Origin of the sequence: Pseudoalteromonas sp. P1-11 (genome assembly GCF_001399995.1) — a bacterium.
Taxonomy (GTDB): Bacteria; Pseudomonadota; Gammaproteobacteria; order Enterobacterales; family Alteromonadaceae; genus Pseudoalteromonas; species Pseudoalteromonas atlantica.
The window spans coordinates 174,957-195,421 of sequence record NZ_LJSP01000001.1; the positions used below are offsets into that span (position 1 = coordinate 174,957).

The window sequence follows — 20,465 nt, forward strand, 5'->3', positions numbered from 1 at the left end:
TGTTAAAGGCGTAACTATTTAGGCAAAAAAAACCGCCAAAAAGGCGGTTTAAAGGTCTACACAACACAATTAAATGTTTTACCTTATTGGGTTATTTTAATAACGCCAACACATCAAAGCAGGCACCCATAGTATGGTAATCCGTTTTACCAATTGGGCTTTTCATAGTATCTATTTTTTTGTTATCTACGGTTAAAATTCTAAACCACGCACCGTATTGATGATCAACTAAGTGCTGCCACGAGTACTGCCAAATTTTGTCATACCACTGCTGGTATTTTTCATCTCCTGTGGTTTCATAAAGGTAGGCCGCACAGCACAGTGTTTCGGCTTGCACCCAAAAGTACTTGTCGTCATCGCATATGCTTTTATCTGGCGCAAATCCGTAACAAATACCGCCGTGTTGTTTATCCCACGCAACGTCTATTGAATTATCAAATAACGCTTGAGCGCGCTCTACAAGCCAAGTTTGTGGCTTATGCTTATTTAAAAACATTAATAGTTTTGACCACTCAGTTTGGTGACCTGGCTGAAAACCCCACGGGCGAAACAAATTTTTAGGATCGTCTTTGTTATACTCTAAATCAACCTGCCAATTTATATCGTAGTGCTCCCAAATAAGCCCTCCCATTAAATTAGCTTGGCGGTTAACCATGTTATCGGCCAATGTGAGTGCGCGATTTAAAAATAGCTCATCTTGAGTTGCTTCATAAGCGGCAATAAGTGCTTCGCACGTATGCATATTGGCGTTTTGCCCGCGATACGGATCGCACTTAGTAAAGTCATTGTTGTGCTGATCTTTATATAAACCCGCTTTTGCATCCCAAAAATGCGTTTCCATTGTTTGAAATGTATCGTTTAGGTATTCACGCGCCTCTGTAACACCTACGCGGTATGCCCAGCTGTAGGCTAAAATCACGAACGCAAAGCCATAGCAGTGGTTGGTATCATCAAGTACAGTGGCGTTACCTTGCTCAACACTTAATAACCAATTGTAACCGCCTGTTTGCTCAACAAAGTGGTGCTTACGAATAAACTCAATACCCGATTTAACACGGTTTAGGTACTTTTCGTCATTAAAGGTTTGGTACGCACGTGCATAGTTAAATACAAACCGAGTAGAGCTTACTAGGTGGCGAGTTTGCTTATCAAATACCTCACCATTATCCGAAAAGTTTTGGTAAAAACCGCCGTGTTCGTCGTCTATGTTTGGCTCATAAAACGCCAGCGTATCGGCAATATGTTGTGTTAAAAATTCGCGGCTTTTAAAGTTATCAGGTGTGTGGCTCATAGTGCGCTCCTAAAATCGTTAAGCGATTTTTCGTTAGGAAGAGACGTAAATGCCCCTTTGTAAGATGCTGCATGAGCACCACATAACGAAGCAAATTCAAAAATAGTTGTTAGTGTTTCGGGGTTGTCGCAAAGCTTACTAAAAGAGCTAGGTGTCAGGTTTTGTAAGCCTAGTTGATACAACAATCCACCTACAAACGCATCTCCTGCGGCGGTGGCATCAACCATAGTTACCTTTTTAGGGTGAAGCGTTTGCTTGGCATTTTTGGTATACCAATGCATGGGGTTGCCTGCATCGGTAACCACAAATAACTCACAGCCATTATTGAGAGTGTCGGCTATAAATTCTTCACCCGTTTGCTCACCCGCTAAGTATTCAAGCTCTTCTTTAGAGGCTTTAATAATAGAGCAGTGCTTTAGTAAGGGTAAAATGTGTTCACGCGGGTTAGCATTATTAGGCCATAAGTTGAGGCGTAAGTTAATATCAAAACTGACAATTGAGTTATTTTGCTTGGCAAATTCAACCCCATACGCGGTGGTTTTACGTATGCGCTCGTCGGTTAAGGTGTTTGAGCAAATATGAAAAATATCGCATTGCTCAAACCATTCACTGCTAAAGTCACTATTAGTAAAGTGCAGATCGGCGGTGTTATCACGGTAAAACTCAAACGTACGGTCGCCGTCCTTATCAAGTGATACAAACGCAAGGGCGGTTTTTGCTTGGTCGGTAAAGCGCATAAAGTCGGTTTTTACGCCTTGCTCTTTTAAGGCGTTATGTAAAAAATCACCAAAGCTGTCGGTGCTTAGCATGCCAGCAAAGTAGGCGTTACCACCTAGCTTTGCAATAGCTACGCTTACGTTTGCAGGCGCACCGCCTGCAAACTTAGTAAACGCTTCGTGCTCGCTGTTGTTTTGGCTTAATTTATCAGAGAGCAAATCAACCAATACTTCACCAAAACATATTGTGTGTTTCATAATACTGCCTTAGTTATTAATCAAGTAGCCAATGCAGCGCAATAGCGGCTGTCCATGAGAAATCTTTACCACCACAGCCAGCGCCTGTTTCTGGGTTAAAATATTCGTAGTAACCCGATTTAAGCGCTAAATCGCGCGTGTCGTCCTGAATTTTATCAGCCGTGGTTACAAACCCTGCTTCTTTAAGGCCGATGGCTATCATCCAGTTAATGTGTAACCAAATAGGGCCGCGCCAGTAACGTTGTGGTTCGTATTTTTCTTCTTTAGGGTGGGTAGATGCCACACTAAATTGACTCGACTCAATAAAATCTTCTGTTGCGGTATTTATAATACGCGTTTGCTCGTCAGTTGTTAAACCAGCATAAACGGTTAGTAGTGCCGCCGATGTTTTAACTTTAGCTAGGCTGTTGGTTAACACGTTTTTACAGTAAAAGTATTCGCTTTGCTCACACCATAACGTGTTAATTGCTGTTTGAGTTAGCTCTAGACGCTGTGCTAAATAATCGGTACGTGCATCGTTTAAATCGAGTTGTTCACCCATTTTGAGTAAATCTTTTGTCGCACGGTGCAAAATAGCAATAATACCTAGATCGTTCATTTTGTACGGGCAGGTTTCGTAAATTACTTTGCTATCAAAATTGTTACGTTTAAAAAAGTCTACTAGGTATAAGAAACGGTCGTATTCGCTTTTATGCGGGCGCTGCGACGAATCAACATGGCTGGTGTCGCGGCGGGTGTATTCCCAATCAACACCAGGTACAGCTTCAAGGGCATCATCCCACGATGGGCTGTTATCCATACCCGATTCCCACGGGTGATAAGTGACCACTAAGCCTGTGTTTTCAGGATCGCGGTCGTTGTACCACCATAAATGGTAATCAACAACTTGAGAAAATAATGCTTTAACTTTTTGCTTTGCAAGGGCTTTATCTTGTGCGCTGGCAAGCATTTCTTTCATTACTGTTGCCACAACGGGTGGCTGCGAAATAGACGTACTTTTAATTTTTTTATCAGAGCCCCACACATCTGGACCAGGGAAGTAGGTAGTTGAATCTTTATGAAATAAGATATGTGGCACCATGCCATCATCCCACTGGCCTGAAAATAACACATCAATTTCTTGCCACGCACGGCTCTCGTCAGACTTCATCCACCCTAGGGCTGTAATCGCTGAATCCCAGTTCCACTGAAACGGGTAAAGGCCATGCGTAGGGACGGTATAGCCACCTAAATCGTTTGCTATAAGTGTTTTAGTAGCAAGTTCTGTAAGCGATGCCGCTGTGGCTGCATCAAGTTTATCGTTGATTGTAGTAGTCATATTGGGTGCTCTTTGTGTGTTATTTTCGATTTGGATAATATTAAAGCACTCATTATGGGTTGTAAATGTTTTTTTTCTGTGCTTAAATCCTGTTCGAAGTAACAAAAAACTAACATGTATACTTGATTATTTCGCACTTACTTAGCCACACTCTAAGTAATTACACACAGACAACTAGCACAATTGGAGAATACCCGTGAATAAAACTACGATCGCCTCTATTGTATCTTTATGCCTCACACAAGGCGCGTTTGCCGCAGAAGAGACTGCGCCAGATACAGCAAAAAAAGAAAATAACGTTGAACGTATTATCGTCTCTGGTACCAGCAAAGGACGCGTTATTTCAGATACCCCACAGTCAGTAACCTCTATTAGCGAAGATGAGTTAATAAAGCTTTCATCAAGCAGCCAAGCAGATGTATTACGTTATATCCCAGGTATTAAAGTAGAAGGGGGCGGTGGTGAGGTTGGAACAAACCTACAAGTAAGAGGCTTACCTTCATCGGGTCAGTTTCAGTTTACGCCACTGTCGTACGACGGTTCACCTAGTTTGAGTGTTTTTGGCTTAAACTCATCGGCGTTTGATGTGTACTACCGAAACGACTTAGGTATTGAGCGTGTAGAGTTTGTGCGTGGCGGTGTGTCTAACTTATTTGGCCAAGGCTCTGTAGCGGGTATTATTAACTATATTTCTAAAACGGGCAGCGATGATCCGCAAAGTACTGTGCAAATGGAGCTTTCTGATCAGGGCCGTACCCGTTTAGATTTTGCTACAAGCGGGCCGCTAAACGAAGATGGCCTTTATTATGCGCTGTCGGGCTTTTACCGTTACGATGAAGGCCCGTTAGATACAGGGCTTGAGACTAAAGGCACTCAGCTGCGCGGTAATATTCGTAAAGAATTTGATGACGGCTCTGGCTCATTTACTGTGTATGGCCAATACATTGATGACCAAGCACAGTTTTACCTACCTATTCCACTTGATGGCGACAGCCGCGAACGCTTAACTGGTAACGATGGACGCGAAGTGGAGTCATTACAAACTGCTAATGTGTCTAACCTCTCTTACGATACTGCCAATGGTCGTTATGAATCGCCAATTAGCGATGGGGTGGTAACTAAAGGTGGCTCTATTTCAGTGGTGTTTGAAAAAGAGCTCGCTAACGATTTTGCTATTAACATGCGCAGTAAATACGCAAAGTACCAACACGAATTTAATCTATTTTTAGATGGCGACGGTATTATTAATGTACCTGAGAGCCAAGAAGAGTTTTTAGCTAACCGTGGCTTAGGTGATGTAAGCGATGCAGCGTTTACTTACACTGCATCGGGGCAGGCACTGGCAAGCGATGACTTATTATTTGCTAATCGTATTTTAGATAGAGACCGCCCAGCAGAGGATTTCTCTGCCGAATTTAATATTGTTAAAAGTATTTTTGTTGGCGATTTTAGCCACGATATTACCGTTGGTACGTTTTTCTCTCACAGTGAAGCCGATGACGATAACGTTATTACGACCTACTTGGGGGAATTTAACAATAACCCAGAACTGGTTGATTTAACATACACCAATGCCGATGGTGATGTTGTTCAGTACACACAAAATGGTATTAGTGGCCCAGGTATTTCTTACACTAACCAAACTATTAGCGCTACGCGCCGTGCGCTTTATATAGCGGACCAAATGGAAAGCGATGATTGGATTATCGACTTTGGTGTACGTTATGAAGAAATTGACGGCAAAATTAGCCGTGAAGGCAGCCAAGTTGTACAAATTTCTGATGATCCATCACTTGCGCCTAATTTACAGGTAAACACCACGGGCAGTGGTGTAATGACCTACGGCGAAGTAGACACCTCTGAATTTGCGGTATCGGGTGCAGCCTTATACCGCTTAACCGATAACTTAAACGTATACGCGAATGCATCTCGCGGGTTTTTCTTCCCAGAAATTAGAGGAATTCAGTTTAATGATATAGGTGAGCCTGCCAGCTACGAAGCCGAAATTGTTGAACAAGGCGAGCTTGGTATTAAGTTTTTTGATAACGACTTTAGCGGTAGCATCGCGTTATTTAGAACCGACTTAAAAGACAGACGCAGCGTAGACTTTGTTAACGATGGCAACGGTGGGGTATTAGAGCTGCCTGTTATGCAATCAACCAAAGCAACGGGTGTGGAGCTTACGGGTCGCTACGATATTACCGACGAGTGGGCGGTTGATGCCAACATGACCTACACTGACCACGAATTTACTGAGTTTGACTCAGACCCTTCTATTATTGGTAACGAGTTACGTCGTAAACCAAAAGTATTATTTAACTCTTCTATAAGCTACACCGCAGATAATTGGGATGCTGCTTTGTATCATAACTTTACAGGTAAAAACTTTGCTAACGATGCAAACTCTGTAGAGCTTGATTCATTCCACTTGTTTAGATTTGATGCGGGTTATAACTGGCAAATCGCTCCAGAGCAAACCGTACGTTTAAGCGTAGGGGTATTTAATTTGTTTGACTCTGATGGTGTTACCGAAGGCTCGCCGCGTTTAGGCAACAGTCAAACGTCAGACAATCCTTACTTTGTAGGCCGTCCAATTCTCCCACGACGCGTTACATTTAGAGTCAAATACGACTTTTAAATAAATGCTTTACGCCTATTAACCTGTTTTGGGGTTAATAGGCTTTTTGCATTGTGATGCATTTTTCAGCTAAGTTAGCGATAGGCTTGTTTTTAGGGACTGTTTTAGAAGTAAGCATATAGCTGTTTAGTTTTTTATTTTTGAGAAGGCGCTGTGTTTTCTTAATGTGAATACGCGAAATAATTATGAATATATTAGATTTTTCAATAGTTGCTCTTTACCTTGGTGCCTTATTGGTAATGGGGTTTATGCTACGCGAACAAACCAATAAAAGTGATTACTTTTTAGGAGGCAAAAGCTTAGGGTGGAAACCTTTAGCTTTGTCGGTAATGGCCACTCAGCTTTCGGCTATTAGCTTTATTTCGGCTCCTGCATTTGTTGGTTTGCGTGAAGGCGGTGGTATGCAATGGCTCTCGTATGAGTTAGGTGTGCCGCTGGCGATGATTTTAATTTTAGCGACTATTTTACCTAAGCTTTATAAAAGCGGTATTGTAAGTATTTATGATTACTTAGAAATGCGTTTTGGTCGTTCTACCCGTGTGCTTATTAGTGTGGTGTTTCAGTTTAGCCGCGCATTTGCCACCGGCATTATGATTTATGCGGTATCGCTTATTCTCCAAGGCACCATGGGCATAGAAGCATGGCAAGCCATTGTGCTTACCGGCGTGATCACGGTGTTATATTCACTGCAAGGCGGTATGAAAGCCGTGGTGTATGGTGATGCAATTCAAATGATCATCATTGTACTGGGAACTATTGCTTGTATTGGCTTTGGACTTTATCACTTAGGTGGGGTTGATACCTTTATTGCTAATGTTGATTCGAGCCGATTAGAAGCCATAAAATTTGATTCGTTTGGATTTAGTGGCGATGGTTTTGGCTTTTTACCTATGATTTTTGGTGGTGTGGTGCTTTACGCCTCTTACTATGGGTGTGACCAAACACAAGCGCAACGTGCCCTTAGTGCAAAAGATCCTAAAAACTTACGCTACATGATTTTAGCCAATGGCGTAGTACGTTTTCCTATTACTATTTTATATTGTGTGTCGGGCTTAATTGTAGGCACACTGGCTATGAGCAATCCTGAATTTTTAGCCAAAATTCCAGCCGATAACCCAGATTGGATGATGCCAATCTTTATTTTAGATTACTTACCACATGGCTTAATTGGTTTATTAGTTGTGGCCATTTTATCTGCGGCTATGTCATCACTTAGCTCTGCTATTAACTCGCTTTCGGCGGTAAGTATTGAAGACTACAGCCGTATTTCAAATAAAGAGCTAGACCAACCAACCTACTTAAAACTGGCTAAATACTTAGGGCTTATTTGGGGTGCAATTACGTTAATTTTATCGCTTTATGCCGGTGATATAGCACCTACTATTATTGAAGCCATTAACAAAGTAGGCTCGTTATTTTATGGCCCAATACTGGCGGTATTTTTAATTGCCGTAGTTAGTAAGCGCAGTGCTGCGATGCATGCAAACATAGGCTTAATTAGTGGTGTGTTAATTAACTTGTTGGTGTCGGTATTTGCGCCAGACGTATTTTGGTTTTGGTGGAACTTTATTGGCTTTGTGGCCGCTGCCGTGATTACGCTTACGACAAGCGTTGCTATTCCACGCGAAGTAAACGAGGTTGCTAAAGCGCAAAACGCTGAAACTATCTCAAACTCAATTTTAACCGGTAAAGATATCGTTATGCTGCTTAGCATGTTTGTTGTGATGGTATTAATTTGCCTTGCTATTCCATCAATTTTTTCGTGAGCGTTAACCCATGGATTCTAAAAAGTCATTTTTAATCGATTTATTTACCACGGCGGTAAATGCCTGTAAACCCAGTGCGTGTATGAGCAAGTACTTGGAAAATATAGATGCCAGTAATGGCTTATGCGTGGTGGGCGCCGGTAAGGCCGCCGCCGAAATGGCTGCAGAGGTTAACCGTTTTTATGGTGATAAATGCTTTGGTGCGGTAGTGACACGTTATGGTTACGAAAGTGCCGGCGATACTGGGCGCATTAAAGTGCTTAGTGCTAATCACCCAACGCCAGATGATAACAGCTTAGCAGCAGGTAAAGAGTTATTGGCGCTTGTAAAAAATAATCCGGCCGATATTCCTATTTTGTTTATTATATCAGGCGGCGGCTCGTCGCTTATGTGTCTGCCGGTAGATGATGTACCGTTTGAGCAAAAGCAGGCGCTTAATCAGTTTTTACTTAAAAGTGGTGCAAGCGTTGATGAAATTAACGTTGTGCGCAAACAGCTCTCGCTTGTTAAAGGCGGTAAGTTAGCGCAAGCGGCTAAATCGGATTATGTCACGCTGATTATTTCGGATGTAGTAGGGGATAAGCCAAGTGATATTGCATCAGGCCCCACAATTAGCGATAACAGCACTAAAGCCGATGCGCTGGCTATTTTACAAAAGTACAACTGGCCGGTTATTAACGAAATTGAAGCGCATTTATTAAAGCCTGAGCAACCACGCGCGGCTGATACTCAAGGAAAATACTTTATTGTAGCTAATGCCCAGCACGCGATTGACAGTGCTATTGATGTAGCGCAGCACCAAGGCTGGGATACGCAAGTACTTGGGTACGACATTCAAGGTGAGGCAAAAGAGGTTGCCCGCGCACACGCTAAAATTGCCCTTGAGCAAAAAGCGCGAGGTAAGCGCGTTATGTTGTTCTCTGGCGGTGAGCTTACAGTAACGGTAGCCGATGTTTATGGCGATGGTGGCCCTAATCAAGAATACTTAATGGCATTGGCAGAGGCACTTAACGCCGAGGCGGGCATTTATGCCATAGCGTGTGATACCGATGGTGTAGATGGCAGTAAAGACGTTGCCGGTGCGTATATAAATAGCAGCACGATTGCGCGCGCACTTGATGCTGGCGAAAACTTACACGCTCAGTTAGAAGGCCATAATAGCCATCAGTTTTTTAAAGCCATTGATGATTTAATTATTACTGGGCCAACCAATACTAACGTTAACGATTTTAGAGTGATAGTGGTTGAGTAGGCGCGCTCGCCTACTTGTTCTTTAAAGTGGTTTAACGTAACCTTGTGCTCCAATTTTATTAGGGTTAATAGCTATGTTTTCGCTAAATAACAGTAACTTATTACGCTCAGGATTTGAGCTTGGAAAAGGCGATAAACTTTTTCAAGACATTGAACGTGATATTATTAAGGTGGTGTTTTGGGAGCAGTGCGTAACACAAAGCCATATTGTGAGCGCCACCCGAATTCCGCAGCAAACTGTCTCGCGTTTACTTAAATCGTTAACTCAGCATGGCGTAATAATGCAAACCGATACGCTAATACCTAATAAAAAGGGTAAGCCTGGGTTTGGTATTGCGCTTAACCCCGAATACGGCTTTACCTTTGGTTTAGCTATTTTGCTTGATGCTATTTCTGTAGCGGTCATGGATTTTACCGGAAAAGTTATTTACACCCATATGCAGCTTATGTCAGACATGAGTATTAATAACGTACTTAAAAGTGCGCAAAAGCTGGTGGACGATATAAGCGCAGAGCATAACATTGCAAGCGAAAAAGTGCTGGGTATGGGCGTGGGTATATCGGGCTTTTTTAGTTCTATGGACGGGAAAATGAATACCCACCATATGCTAGAGGAGTGGTCGCAGGTTGATATTATCGATATTGTCTCTAAGCACTTTCAACTCCCTACGTGGGTGGTGAATGACGCTACAGGCGCCGCCGCTGGCGAAGGGGTTGCAGGTATAGGCCGCGAGTATAAAAACTTTGTTTATATGTTTGTCTCGGCGGCATTTGGAGGCGGAATCGTAAATAACGGCGATGTATTGCGTGGTACTTACGGTAATGCTGGCGAGCTTGGCGATATGTTACCGCCAAAGTTATACGCTCATCCCAATTTAGAGTTACTAAAGCGTATTTTGAAAAAAAATGGTGTAGCGGTTGATTCAATTTACGACTTGCACGATAACTTTGACCCAGAATGGCCAGGCGTAGAGGAGTGGCTATTTAAAGTTCAAGACTCGTTTGATTTAGTAGCAACTTGTTGCTCGGCGCTATTAGATGCAGAAGCCATTATTATTGGCGGCCATATACCTAAAGAGCTGGCCGAAAAAGTAATAGCGCGTACTGAGGTTTACGCACAATTTAGACGCGGTGCTAAACGCCCAATGCCTAAGCTGGTGGTCTCAAACATTAATAACTTTCCGGTCTCCATTGGTGCAGCCACTTTGCCATTTAGAGAGCTGTGTTTGTAGCTTAATAATAGAAACGTTAAAACAAAAAGCCGATATTGATTTATACAATATCGGCTTTTTTAGTATTTAAACCTACTCCTTAACTAAGTGTTATGGCGAATGGGTTTTACTCTTCAACGAACGGTTCACCTTCTGTCATCCACTTAGCGGCTGGCTTGCCTTTTAAGTAATGGTCAAAGTACTGCATCATACGCACTGAAAAATCGACCTGGTTAGGAAATTTTTTCAAATGATGTGGTTCACCTTCGTATTGTAAAAAGGTGGCGTCTTTACCCGCACGGCGCAGGGCTAAGTAATATTGCACGCCTTCGTGCCAAGGCACTGCGTCGTCTTTATCCCCAAACATAATTAAAATAGGGGTATTTACTTTATCGGCAAAAAACACTGGTGAGTTTTCGATGTATAGCTCGGGTGCTTCAAATAAATTTTTACCTATGCGGCTTTGCCCTGTTTCGTACTGAAATTGACGCGCAAGGCCCGACTTTAAACGTATGCCGCTGTATGCACTGGTCATGTTTGATACCGGCGCGCCCGATACAACCGCTTTAAACATATCTGTTTGGGTGATCATAAACGCACTTTGATAACCTGCCCATGAATGCCCTTGTAGGCCTATTTTATCTGGGTCGGCTATGCCTAGGTCTATAAGCTTTTGCGTGGCGTTGATCATGGTTTGCGTTGACGATTTACCTGGGTGGCCTATTTCAAAGCGAATGTCAGGTAAAAAGATTGCATAACCATTTGAGGTAAACATAGGGAAGTTAGGACGATGATTTAGCTCCATTTTAGGAAAGTCATACATGCGCTGGCTCATATAGCGGTAAAAATACACAACAACGGGCACTTTATCGCCTTTTTTGTAGCCTGCAGGTTTAATTAATACCCCTTGTAGGTCTTCGCCATCAAAGCCTTTGTAGCTAATTAGCTCTGGCTTTTCGCCCCAGGCAAAATCCGCCATTTGTGGATTTAAGTTGGTGACTTTTTTAGGTGCTGTAAAGCTAAAGTCGCTTTGGTAGTAATCAGGAAACTGATGATAAGTTTGCTCGGTAAAGAGGTATTTATCGGCATGTTTTGCTTTTTTAACTACATCAATACGTTTTTTGCCACTCAGTACATTAGTAACCGTTTGTGAGGCTAAATCAAGCTTGGCTACTTCACGTTGCTTTGATTGTAAGTTAACGGCTGATACAAGTAATGTATCGTTTTGGGCAAAGCCTACTTGGTTTTTATCAAGCTTAATAACGCGATATTGCGTATTGCTTGGTTTACCATTAGTTAAACGCTCAGCGCGTTGAGTGTTGACATCAAACGCCCAAATATCGTATTTGCTATAAACCAATACTTGGCTGCTGTTATTTAACCAACCGGCAAACCCATAGCCAGGTTGCGGTGATGGATAGTCGTGTTTGTCATCGGCAAACGTGGCATTAATAGCTTTGCTAAGAGCGGTAACTTTGTTGGTTTTTAAATCTTTAAGTTGTACTTGGCTTTGTGCAAAGTACGCTGCATAGCGCCCATTAGGTGCAAGGCTTGGTGTAAACGGTGAGTTTTTAATAATGGGAGTTTGCTCACCGGTATTAATGTTTATGCTGTAGTAGTCGGCAAAAAAGCCACCGTACATAATTTTTTCTAGGTGGGCTTGGTTAGAGTAGCCTAATACACTTTGGCTACGATTAGTGTTAAGCGCTAAATCGCTGACTTTTTCATTGCTTAGTTGTACTGCTTTTTGGCTTTTTAAATGAAAAACTGCGCTGTAATGGCGGTTTTTATTAACCTTGTTCCACTGTTGCTCTTCTCGTGGTTTTATTTGGGCATCGTTGTTGTGCCACACGTTTAGCGCTTTATGTTCACGAATCGTGTCAAAGTCATACAGTGATGCTTCGTCGGTGTACTCTTTTGCTTTTATTTTAGCGGCCAGTTTGGGGTGGTTTTCAAAATATAAGCGCTCGCCATTTTCAGACCAGCTAATCGATGCTGTTTTACCTATAACCCATTCTTTATTAGGGGAGTCGATGGTGCTAAGGGTGTTATTTTGCCAAAGCTTTAGAGAGTATTGTCTGCGACGCTCATCATCGTTTACATAGTTACCGAGGTTAAATGCGGCTATTTCTTTATCAGGGTGCCAACTAATTGATTGTGCAACCACGCCTGGCTCATCAATTAATACGCTTTGCGCAAAGTTATTATTAAGTTCAAGCAGTACAAGCTGATTGTTGTTGCCATCACTAAAGCTTTGGCTGGCAAGTAGCTGTGCGCCACTTGGGCTTAGCGCATAACTAAATACATTATTTAAGCTGTGGGTGGTGCTGTTTTTTAAGTTTATTATTACTAGCTCAAAGCTTTTATCTTTTTTATCTGGTGTGATAGCGCTTTTTTCTTCGCTGTTATCTTCAGTGGGTGTGTCTTTTTCTGCTTTTTTATCAACTCGATAAGCAAGCCACTGGCCATTGTTACCTAAAACATAGTCTTTTACGTCGGCAAATTGCTGTTTTTCGCCGGTTTGGGTATTGACTAAAATGAGGTTGTTTTTAAGTGATGACTTTTTCTCGCTGGTCTCTTGCTCAAGCAGGCTGGGTACTTGTGTAAATGCCACCCAATTAGCCGCTTTGTTAATAACGGGCTTGGTGCCGCGCTCTACGGTACTAATAAGGGTGTTTGTTGTTAAGTCATAAACTTGCCCGTTTGCATTGCCACGGTAGGGTTTAGCGCTAAAGCTGAGGATTTTACCATCATCTGAAAGTTGGGTGTTTTTTGCGTACTTAAAATCGAATACGTCTTTAAATTCTAGCGGCTTTTGAGCCCAAGCAGCCGGGCTCGCTAAGCTTGCAAGCAGTGCTGAGCTTAAAAAGGTGAGCGTTGTTTTCATTATTGATTCTCGTTTTTCACAGTACTTTTAATGTAATAAGTATTGTAGCGAGTTTGGTTTATATTTCGAGCGGATCAGATAAGCGGTATAAGAAAAGGGATGAAAGGGTAAACGTTAGCGCGATTAACTAGCGCTAACGGTAAAATAATAAAGTAAGGTTATAACCAAATTTTTTGTAGTTCTGGCCATTGTTTTTCAAATTGCGAACTTGGTTTTACTTTAAAGTCGCTGCGCACAAACTGGTTCATTTTACCTTCAACATAGGCTAGTAAAAAGTTAGCAAGGGTGAGTTCGTCACTTTGAAAGGTTTTACCTTCACGAAGTTTTCGCTCGCGCAGTACTTGTTTAAATTGCGTTTCTAGCTTTTCAAATAGCCCTTGTACACGTTCGCGTAAACGCTCTTGCTCGCCTTGTAGGGCGTCGCCGGTAAGTATGCGTGTAATACCTGGGTTTTTTTCTGCAAACGTTAGTAGCAACAACAAAATATTATAAACGCGTGTTTGGCTTTCTTTTTCGTTTTCTAAAATAAGGTTAATGCGCGATAAAAGCGTGTCTTCGATAAACTCTATTAGGCCTTCAAACATACGTGCTTTACTTGGAAAGTGACGGTAAAGCGCAGCTTCAGACACGCCCACTTCAGCAGCAAGCTTTGCAGTTGTAATCCGTTGTCCTGGGCTGGTTTCTAACATTTGCGCGAGGGCTTGCAGTATTTGCTCTTTGCGATTACTTCTTTTTGTCGCAGGCATGAACCTTCCTTTTTTATTTGTTATTTTTAGCTGCTAATCATTTTTTGTTCAAATGAGTGGCTTATGTTAATGTTTTATTCAGTTTGTTTCCAGCACTTTATAGTTGCTTGGCAAGTTGTTTAATTACCTCAAGAGCAATGCGTCTTTTACTATTTATCGCCAGTGCTAACTGCTCATTTTGCCAGTAAAGTGTTAAAGCATTGTGATCTGAATTAAACCCTAAACCACTTTGCGATACATCGTTAGCGCAGATCATATCGAGATTTTTATTTTTAAGTTTACCCTTTGCATAGCTCTCTACATTTTGCGTTTCAGCAGCAAAACCCACAGTGTAAGGGCGGTTTTGCGTTAAGTTTGCCACGGCGGCTATAACATCGGGGTTTTTAACAAGGGTGAGGGTAAGCTCATCGCCTTGTTTTTTCATTTTTTGAGTTGCTACATTAGCCGCTCTATAATCGGCTACGGCTGCACAGCCAATAAAAGCATCAGAGAGTGGGGCATAGGTTAATGACTCATTTAATAGCTGTTCAGCGCTTTCAATGTTTATTAAATTAACGCCAACAGGGGCTTTGATAGTGACAGGCCCTGAAATTAAATTGACATGAGCGCCAAGCTTTAAAGCGGCCTCAGCCAGGGCAAAGCCCATTTTTCCTGAGCTGTGATTAGAAATAAAACGTACAGGGTCAAGCGGCTCGCGGGTTGGCCCTGCCGTAATTGTAATGGTTTTACCTGCTAATAATTGCGGCTGCTCTGTGGCAGTGCACAAAGCCACAAGCTCATGCGGCTCTAGCATGCGCCCAGCACCTACATCGCCACAGGCTTGCTCACCTTTGCCTGGGCCCCAAATAAGTACGTCACGTGCTTTTAAAGTGGCTAAATTTGCTTGTGTTGCAGGGTGTGCATACATTTGCTGGTTCATTGCTGGGGCTATTGCCACTTTAGCAGGGGTTGCCAGTAATAGTGTGGTAAGTAAATCATCGGCTATGCCTGAGGCCATTTTGGCAATGGTATTACTCGTTGCAGGCGCGACTAAAATTAAATCAGCCCATTTGGCAAATTCTATGTGGCCCATTGCAGCCTCTGCTGAGGGGTCAAGTAATGAATCAGACACCATTTCACCACTCACCGCTTGCATGGTTAATGGGGTTATAAAATGTTTAGCTGACTCGCTCATAACTACTTTTACTTCGCAACCTGCCTCTTTTAAGCGCCTAACGAGCTCGGCACATTTATAGGCCGCAATGCCGCCGGTGATGCCAAGTACGATTTTTTTGTTTGTTAAGTTAGTCATGAGTGTTTTTTGCTTGAGTGTATATGCAGGCTAAAATAACAAATCTTTGTGCTTTGAGCTAAGTTTTTAGACTTAAATAATCAGGCTAATTTTAAAAATTGCATTACAGTTATAAGACTGTTTTTTAATCATCAAGGATGAATAATGCAATTAACATCGTTACCTAACTCACTTCGCCCACGCGAAAAACTCATTGCAAAAGGCCCTAAAGCATTGACCGATGCTGAGTTATTAGCGATATTTTTGCGTACGGGCTTACCCGGTATGAATGTGATTGAGCTTGCACAGCACCTGCTTAACGAAAACAAAACATTGCATAATTTATTTAACGCCAGCCAAGATGAGTTTTGTGCACAAAAAGGGTTAGGGATGGCAAAATATGTGCAATTGCAAGCGGTGCTCGAGCTGAGTCAGCGTTACATGCAGGAGCGTTGCCAGCGCGATGCGGTGTTTAATTCGCCAAATGCGGTGTATGAATATTTAACGCTGCAAATGCGTGGGCTACAGCAAGAAGTGTTTATGGTGCTTTATCTCGATAGCCAAAACCGTTTAGTAAAAGACGAAATTTTGTTTTATGGCACGATAAACTCAGCCAGCGTTTACCCCAGAGAAGTTCTAAAAGCGGCCTTAAAAAATAATGCTGCGGCCATTATTTTGGCACACAATCACCCAAGCGGGATTGCCGAACCAAGCCAAGCAGACAAACTTATCACTAATAAATTACAACAAGCACTGCAATTAGTAGACATAAATGTGCTTGATCACATCATTGTAGGAGGAGAAACGTGTGTTTCTTTTGCACAGCGAGGCTTGATTTAAGGTTGCTTGATGAATAAGTGTGTTAAAAATGAGCGGTTTGGACGGTTTTAGCAAATTAGTTTAATTTAAATGCAGTTTTTACTTTCCCTAAGGGCATTCGATCTTTATAATTAGCCGCTATCAAATTTACATATGAGCTGGTTGGATAGATCAGTATTTGATCTTTGCCTGTAAAAGCTGTATAAAGAGCGCCCTTCGATTTATCTAGGGCACAAATACATGGCCTTAGGTTAAATTAAGCTCGAGCGAAGTTATTGGAGATATATAGACATGTCTAAAGTATGTCAAGTTACAGGTAAGCGTCCAACGGTTGGTAATCACCGTTCACACGCGAGAAACGCGACTAGACGTCGTTTCCTACCTAACCTACAAACACACCGTTTTTGGGTTGAAAGTGAAAAACGTTTTGTAACACTACGCACTACTACTAAAGGTATGCGTATTATCGATAAAAAAGGCATCGACGCGGTACTTACAGATATCCGTGCTCGCGGCGAAAAAGTTTAAGGAACTGAATCATGCGCGATAAAATCCGTTTAGTTTCAACTGCTGGTACTGGTTTTTTCTACACTACCGACAAAAACAAGCGTAATATGCCTGAAAAGATGGAAATCAAAAAGTTCGATCCTAAGGCTCGTAAACATGTGATTTTCAAAGAAGCTAAAATCAAGTAATTTAGTTTTCTTTCAGAATTGTAAAAACCCAGCTTATGCTGGGTTTTTTGTTTTTAGCACTTCTCAATATTAAACAGCCCCTAAAATATTTTATTAAATCAACAGATATAATTTAAGTATTCTTGTTTTTAATGGCTTACTAGTTCTTAAAAAGGCGAGCGTCGAAGTTTTGAGGCGTTATAGCTCACTGAATTGATGTAATTAATGCTCCGCTTGTTTTGTATTATCTTTAACCCTCCCCTGAACATGGCTTAATGAAGTGATAGCATCTTAGGATATTTAGCCCGCATAAAGGCAAGCTAACTCGATATAAAATATTTAGCATGCTTACTTTTAACTTCTTTGCACACTATGGACTTGCAATGTGTTACCGCACACAGATTTCTTAAGAAAGTCGCCTGTCTTGTCGCTGAGCAAGAAAAGAATGGTATAGGCCTTTAATTTTAGAGTGTTGCCTAAGGTAAGCGTGGATTATGTATTGCATACTTTCTACCTAAGACTATGTGCAATTTCTAATCTATCTAATTAGGTATATAAGGAAGTGCGAGACCAAAAGTTAAGCTGTTACACAGGAGGATTGAATAATGTTCTGTAACTTTTATAACATGTGCTAAACCGCAAGGGTGTCTATTTACCCGTAACATACCCTGTTTGTTTCTTACGATGCTATTACAGTGTTTAACGTGAGTAATCGGGGTGCGCAGCTAAAAGTACATTTATAAGTTTGACAGATAATATATGGCTTTTAAGAATATTTGTATAGGTTAGGGCTTAACTAAAATGACAGTAATGTGCTAAAAGTTATAAGTTTTCTTGTGCTTAAAAAGCTCTGCTAAGGTAAAACCCTCAAAATCGAAGATAATGAGGGTTTTACATACTTAATAAAAGAGCCGCATATTACAGCGTAAGTAAAGCCCTTAGTCGAGAAGGGTCATTACAGCTCTAACGTAAACGTTATACCCGCTACTCTTGGCTCACCTAATTGCACGTAGGTGTGTGTAGCATAGCCATCAAGTGGGTCGTTACCAAACTCAAAGCCGCGGGTTGGCACTTCTTCGTCAAATACGTTACGTGCCCATGCGCGCACTGCCCACATGTCGGCTTCGTAGCCTAAACTTAGGTTTACTAAATTACTGCTAGGTGCTTTTGAATTATGGCTATCTGAGAAGTAGTAATCGTCCTTACCTTCAACACCAATCATACCGTACAGCTCATTGGTAAAGTTGTAACGTGCGCTAAATGAGTATTGGTATTTAGGTGATTGCGCTTGCTCACGACCGTCTTGATTTAAGCCGGATTGCGTTACAAAGTCGTCAATTTCTGTGTTTAAGTAACCGGCGCTACCTGTTAAGAATAAATCTTCGGTAAGTTGGTAACTACCTTCAACTTCTAGCCCGTAGTTGCTACCAGAGCTTGCGTTATCAACGTAGCCTGTAAATTGCTGACCTTCTACTTGCCATGCTTTTAACTGAATGTTGTCGCGGTGCATATAAAATGCTGCTAAACGCAGGGTAAATTTATCATCAAGCGATGAACCCTTAACGCCAAACTCGCCGCTCCAAAGGTATTCTGGGTCAAAGCTTGTATGCTGCTGGAAAAAATCAGCATCTAGGTTTAAGCCTTCATCTTTAGCTTTGGCTAATGCTTCTGAATTAATACCGCCAGCTTTATAACCACGGGTAATGCTGGTGTAGATCATAGTGCGATCAATCACTTGGTATTCAAGTGCTATTTTACCGCCTACCATTACGTCGTCAGTCTCTTCAATAAAGCCGTTGCTGTCGGTGTAATCACCTTGGTATTGCTCTACACGTAAACCGGTAATGAGCGTGGTTTTAGGGCCGATAGGTGTGGCTACTTGGCCGTAAACAGCTACGTTACTGGTTTCGTAGGTTGATGCAAATGGACTTGCAAGCCAAGTGTATTCGCGCTCTAAATCTACATCGCGGTTTTGATAGTAAGCACCGGCAACCCAGTTACCTGTTTTAGAATTAAATTGTAAATTAGCCGATTGATCATCGCGATCACGCGTGTATATATCGGTTGAGCTATAACCCCAAGGGTGTAAGCCAGCTGCACATAATTGTGGCTCGCTTGCATCGTTACATACCCAGTCTTCATCAAAGCTGTAAAGTAGCTCTGTATCAATGGCTGAAAGGTTTAAACTTACATCAAAGGCATCAAAGCTTGTGTAGGTATTATTAATACCAATGGCGTAGCTTTGTTGATTATCTTGGCCTGGCTCGTCGGCTACACTATTACGGCTGTTATCAAGCGTGAACGCATCGTAACCGTTGTTTATATCTATGTAGTGCAGGTTTAACTCTGTGTTTAAATGCTCAGTAAGTTGGCTGTTTAATTTAAAGCGGGCTACTTGCTCATCCTGTTGTTGAGTTTCGTCGTTTAAATATAGGTTATCTACGTAGCCATCTGATTTTCTGCGAAAGTAGCTTACGCGGGCACTTGTGTCGTCGGTTAATCCAGTACTTGCTGCAAGGCCTGCTTCGCGCGAGTTATAAGTACCCATACCCACTTGTAATTTTAAGCTAGGATCGGCAGTTGCCTGAGCTGATTCCATTTGGATCATACCGGCCATGCCGTCTGCACCAAAGCGAGTGCCTTGTGGGCCGCGGTAAATTTCTACCTGGTCTATATCAAATAATAATGAGCTGCCACCTAAACCCGAGTAGTTAATTCCGTCAATAATTAAGCCAACCGATGGGTTAATTGGATCTACAAATTGTGAACGAAGTCCCACTCCACGAATTTGAATATAACGACCACGAGACGCACCAGATGTAAAGTTTACGTTGGCTGTACTACCTAGCATTTCGTCTAAGTAACTTGCACCACGTTGGTTAATTTCATCTTTGCTAAATAGGCTAGCGCTAGCGCTTAATGTTTGAATGCTTTCACGTTGAAAGTCGCCTGTAACAACAATTCGTTCTAGGTCGCTGTCATCAGCGTTTGCTATAAGTGGTGTACTAATTAGCGGTAATAACGCCGCAGTAATTAAAGACAAACGTAAGTTCATTAGGTTACTTAACTCCATTTTGGGGACTCGTATGGTAGCAATTATTTTAATACTTGTGTTATAACGCAGCGATTATACGTTAAATAATCAGGATTACTAATATGACCTTTAAAGTTGATTTTAAAGTGCGCCATTACGAATGTGACCTACAAGGAATTGTAAATAACAGTGTGTACTTTAATTATTTAGAGCATGCTCGCCATGAGTTTTTATTTGCAAATGGGGTTGATTTTGCACTGCTAGCAAAGCAAAAAGTTAACTTAGTAGTGATACGCAGTGAGGTTGATTATAAACATTCGCTTGTACCAGATGATGAATTTTATATAGCAGTTGAACCTGAGCGTATAAGCCGTATAAAGTTTGCGTTTAAGCAAACCTTAGTACGTAAACACGACAACAAAGTAATGCTACAAGCCAAGGTTATAGGCACTTCGGTTAATGAAAAAGGGCGCCCTTTTTTACCTCCCGAAATAGATAATTTATTTAAAAATTACACCCAAGATTAGCGGGTATAATTTTTAGGGGCTGTGACCTTTGGGGCTAAATTTAACCTAGTTTGTTTTAA

General features: G+C 41.8%; 15 protein-coding genes. 8 read left to right on the forward strand and 7 right to left on the reverse strand.

Features of this window, described 5'->3' with window-relative positions:
- Positions 1–91 precede the first annotated feature (91 nt).
- Genes AN390_RS00795 through AN390_RS00805 form a run of 3 tightly spaced genes read right to left on the reverse strand, consistent with a single transcriptional unit; the run spans position 92 to position 3,583 of the window.
- Entirely contained in the window at positions 92–1,291 is a 1,200-nt protein-coding gene (locus AN390_RS00795) for an AGE family epimerase/isomerase (RefSeq protein ID WP_055252707.1), read from the reverse strand.
- Entirely contained in the window at positions 1,288–2,265 is a 978-nt protein-coding gene (locus tag AN390_RS00800) for a carbohydrate kinase (RefSeq protein WP_055252708.1), read from the reverse strand. The genes AN390_RS00795 and AN390_RS00800 overlap by 4 nt, the downstream gene beginning before the upstream one ends.
- Before the next feature lie 16 nt (positions 2,266–2,281).
- Positions 2,282–3,583 carry an MGH1-like glycoside hydrolase domain-containing protein gene (locus AN390_RS00805; protein WP_055252709.1) on the reverse strand — a complete coding sequence of 434 codons (1,302 nt, stop codon included), beginning with the start codon at positions 3,581–3,583 and terminating at the stop codon, positions 2,282–2,284.
- 196 nt (positions 3,584–3,779) lie between these two features.
- Between AN390_RS00805 and AN390_RS00810 the strand changes: the two genes are divergently transcribed.
- The 4 genes from AN390_RS00810 (at position 3,780) to AN390_RS00825 (ending at position 10,470) form a co-directional block, all read left to right on the forward strand.
- Complete coding sequence (locus tag AN390_RS00810; protein ID WP_055252710.1) at positions 3,780–6,221, forward strand: TonB-dependent siderophore receptor; 2,442 nt, start codon at positions 3,780–3,782, stop codon at positions 6,219–6,221.
- A 185-nt stretch (positions 6,222–6,406) separates the two neighbouring features.
- Positions 6,407–7,987 (forward strand): sodium:solute symporter, encoded by a 1,581-nt coding sequence (locus tag AN390_RS00815; RefSeq protein ID WP_055252711.1) that lies wholly within the window; start codon positions 6,407–6,409, stop codon positions 7,985–7,987.
- A 10-nt stretch (positions 7,988–7,997) separates the two neighbouring features.
- Positions 7,998–9,239: a glycerate kinase gene (locus AN390_RS00820; RefSeq protein ID WP_055252712.1), complete on the forward strand. Its 1,242-nt coding sequence runs from the start codon at positions 7,998–8,000 to the stop codon at positions 9,237–9,239.
- 73 nt (positions 9,240–9,312) lie between these two features.
- Positions 9,313–10,470, forward strand: a complete 1,158-nt coding sequence (locus AN390_RS00825) for an ROK family transcriptional regulator (RefSeq protein ID WP_024031368.1) — start codon at positions 9,313–9,315, stop codon at positions 10,468–10,470.
- 106 nt (positions 10,471–10,576) lie between these two features.
- On the opposite strand, the gene AN390_RS00830 is transcribed toward AN390_RS00825, so the two are convergent.
- The 3 genes from AN390_RS00830 to coaBC all read right to left on the reverse strand — a co-directional run bounded on the left by AN390_RS00830 (position 10,577) and on the right by coaBC (position 15,373).
- Positions 10,577–13,336, reverse strand: a complete 2,760-nt coding sequence (locus AN390_RS00830; RefSeq protein WP_055252713.1) for a prolyl oligopeptidase family serine peptidase — start codon at positions 13,334–13,336, stop codon at positions 10,577–10,579.
- 158 nt (positions 13,337–13,494) lie between these two features.
- Positions 13,495–14,082: a nucleoid occlusion factor SlmA gene (slmA, locus tag AN390_RS00835; protein ID WP_004587943.1), complete on the reverse strand. Its 588-nt coding sequence runs from the start codon at positions 14,080–14,082 to the stop codon at positions 13,495–13,497.
- 97 nt (positions 14,083–14,179) lie between these two features.
- Positions 14,180–15,373 (reverse strand): bifunctional phosphopantothenoylcysteine decarboxylase/phosphopantothenate--cysteine ligase CoaBC, encoded by a 1,194-nt coding sequence (coaBC, locus tag AN390_RS00840; protein WP_055252714.1) that lies wholly within the window; start codon positions 15,371–15,373, stop codon positions 14,180–14,182.
- 144 nt (positions 15,374–15,517) lie between these two features.
- On the opposite strand from coaBC, the gene radC reads away from it, so the two are divergent.
- The 3 genes from radC (at position 15,518) to rpmG (ending at position 16,866) form a co-directional block, all read left to right on the forward strand.
- A complete protein-coding gene (gene radC, locus AN390_RS00845) occupies positions 15,518–16,192 on the forward strand; it encodes a DNA repair protein RadC (protein WP_024033348.1) in 675 nt (224 codons plus the stop codon).
- Positions 16,193–16,462: 270 nt separating this feature from the next.
- Positions 16,463–16,699 (forward strand): 50S ribosomal protein L28, encoded by a 237-nt coding sequence (gene rpmB / locus AN390_RS00850; protein WP_004587946.1) that lies wholly within the window; start codon positions 16,463–16,465, stop codon positions 16,697–16,699.
- Between the two features lie 11 nt (positions 16,700–16,710).
- Complete coding sequence (rpmG, locus tag AN390_RS00855; RefSeq protein ID WP_004587947.1) at positions 16,711–16,866, forward strand: 50S ribosomal protein L33; 156 nt, start codon at positions 16,711–16,713, stop codon at positions 16,864–16,866.
- Between the two features lie 934 nt (positions 16,867–17,800).
- Here rpmG and AN390_RS00860 read toward each other — a convergent pair.
- Positions 17,801–19,918: a TonB-dependent receptor gene (locus tag AN390_RS00860; RefSeq protein WP_173644018.1), complete on the reverse strand. Its 2,118-nt coding sequence runs from the start codon at positions 19,916–19,918 to the stop codon at positions 17,801–17,803.
- A gap of 83 nt (positions 19,919–20,001) precedes the next feature.
- On the opposite strand from AN390_RS00860, the gene AN390_RS00865 reads away from it, so the two are divergent.
- A complete protein-coding gene (locus tag AN390_RS00865) occupies positions 20,002–20,406 on the forward strand; it encodes a thioesterase family protein (RefSeq protein ID WP_004589047.1) in 405 nt (134 codons plus the stop codon).
- The last annotated feature ends 59 nt before the right edge of the window (positions 20,407–20,465 follow it).

What these genes read in the sequence shown, in the direction of transcription:
- AN390_RS00795 (WP_055252707.1), bottom strand. Translation starts at nt 1,291, where the DNA reads ATGAGCCACACACCTGATAACTTTAAAAGCCGCGAATTTTTAACACAA.
- AN390_RS00800 (WP_055252708.1), bottom strand. Translation starts at nt 2,265, where the DNA reads ATGAAACACACAATATGTTTTGGTGAAGTATTGGTTGATTTGCTCTCT.
- AN390_RS00805 (WP_055252709.1), bottom strand. Translation starts at nt 3,583, where the DNA reads ATGACTACTACAATCAACGATAAACTTGATGCAGCCACAGCGGCATCG.
- AN390_RS00815 (WP_055252711.1), top strand. Translation starts at nt 6,407, where the DNA reads ATGAATATATTAGATTTTTCAATAGTTGCTCTTTACCTTGGTGCCTTA.
- AN390_RS00820 (WP_055252712.1), top strand. Translation starts at nt 7,998, where the DNA reads ATGGATTCTAAAAAGTCATTTTTAATCGATTTATTTACCACGGCGGTA.
- AN390_RS00825 (WP_024031368.1), top strand. Translation starts at nt 9,313, where the DNA reads ATGTTTTCGCTAAATAACAGTAACTTATTACGCTCAGGATTTGAGCTT.
- AN390_RS00830 (WP_055252713.1), bottom strand. Translation starts at nt 13,336, where the DNA reads ATGAAAACAACGCTCACCTTTTTAAGCTCAGCACTGCTTGCAAGCTTA.
- slmA (WP_004587943.1), bottom strand. Translation starts at nt 14,082, where the DNA reads ATGCCTGCGACAAAAAGAAGTAATCGCAAAGAGCAAATACTGCAAGCC.
- coaBC (WP_055252714.1), bottom strand. Translation starts at nt 15,373, where the DNA reads ATGACTAACTTAACAAACAAAAAAATCGTACTTGGCATCACCGGCGGC.
- radC (WP_024033348.1), top strand. Translation starts at nt 15,518, where the DNA reads ATGCAATTAACATCGTTACCTAACTCACTTCGCCCACGCGAAAAACTC.
- rpmB (WP_004587946.1), top strand. Translation starts at nt 16,463, where the DNA reads ATGTCTAAAGTATGTCAAGTTACAGGTAAGCGTCCAACGGTTGGTAAT.
- rpmG (WP_004587947.1), top strand. Translation starts at nt 16,711, where the DNA reads ATGCGCGATAAAATCCGTTTAGTTTCAACTGCTGGTACTGGTTTTTTC.
- AN390_RS00860 (WP_173644018.1), bottom strand. Translation starts at nt 19,918, where the DNA reads ATGGAGTTAAGTAACCTAATGAACTTACGTTTGTCTTTAATTACTGCG.
- AN390_RS00865 (WP_004589047.1), top strand. Translation starts at nt 20,002, where the DNA reads ATGACCTTTAAAGTTGATTTTAAAGTGCGCCATTACGAATGTGACCTA.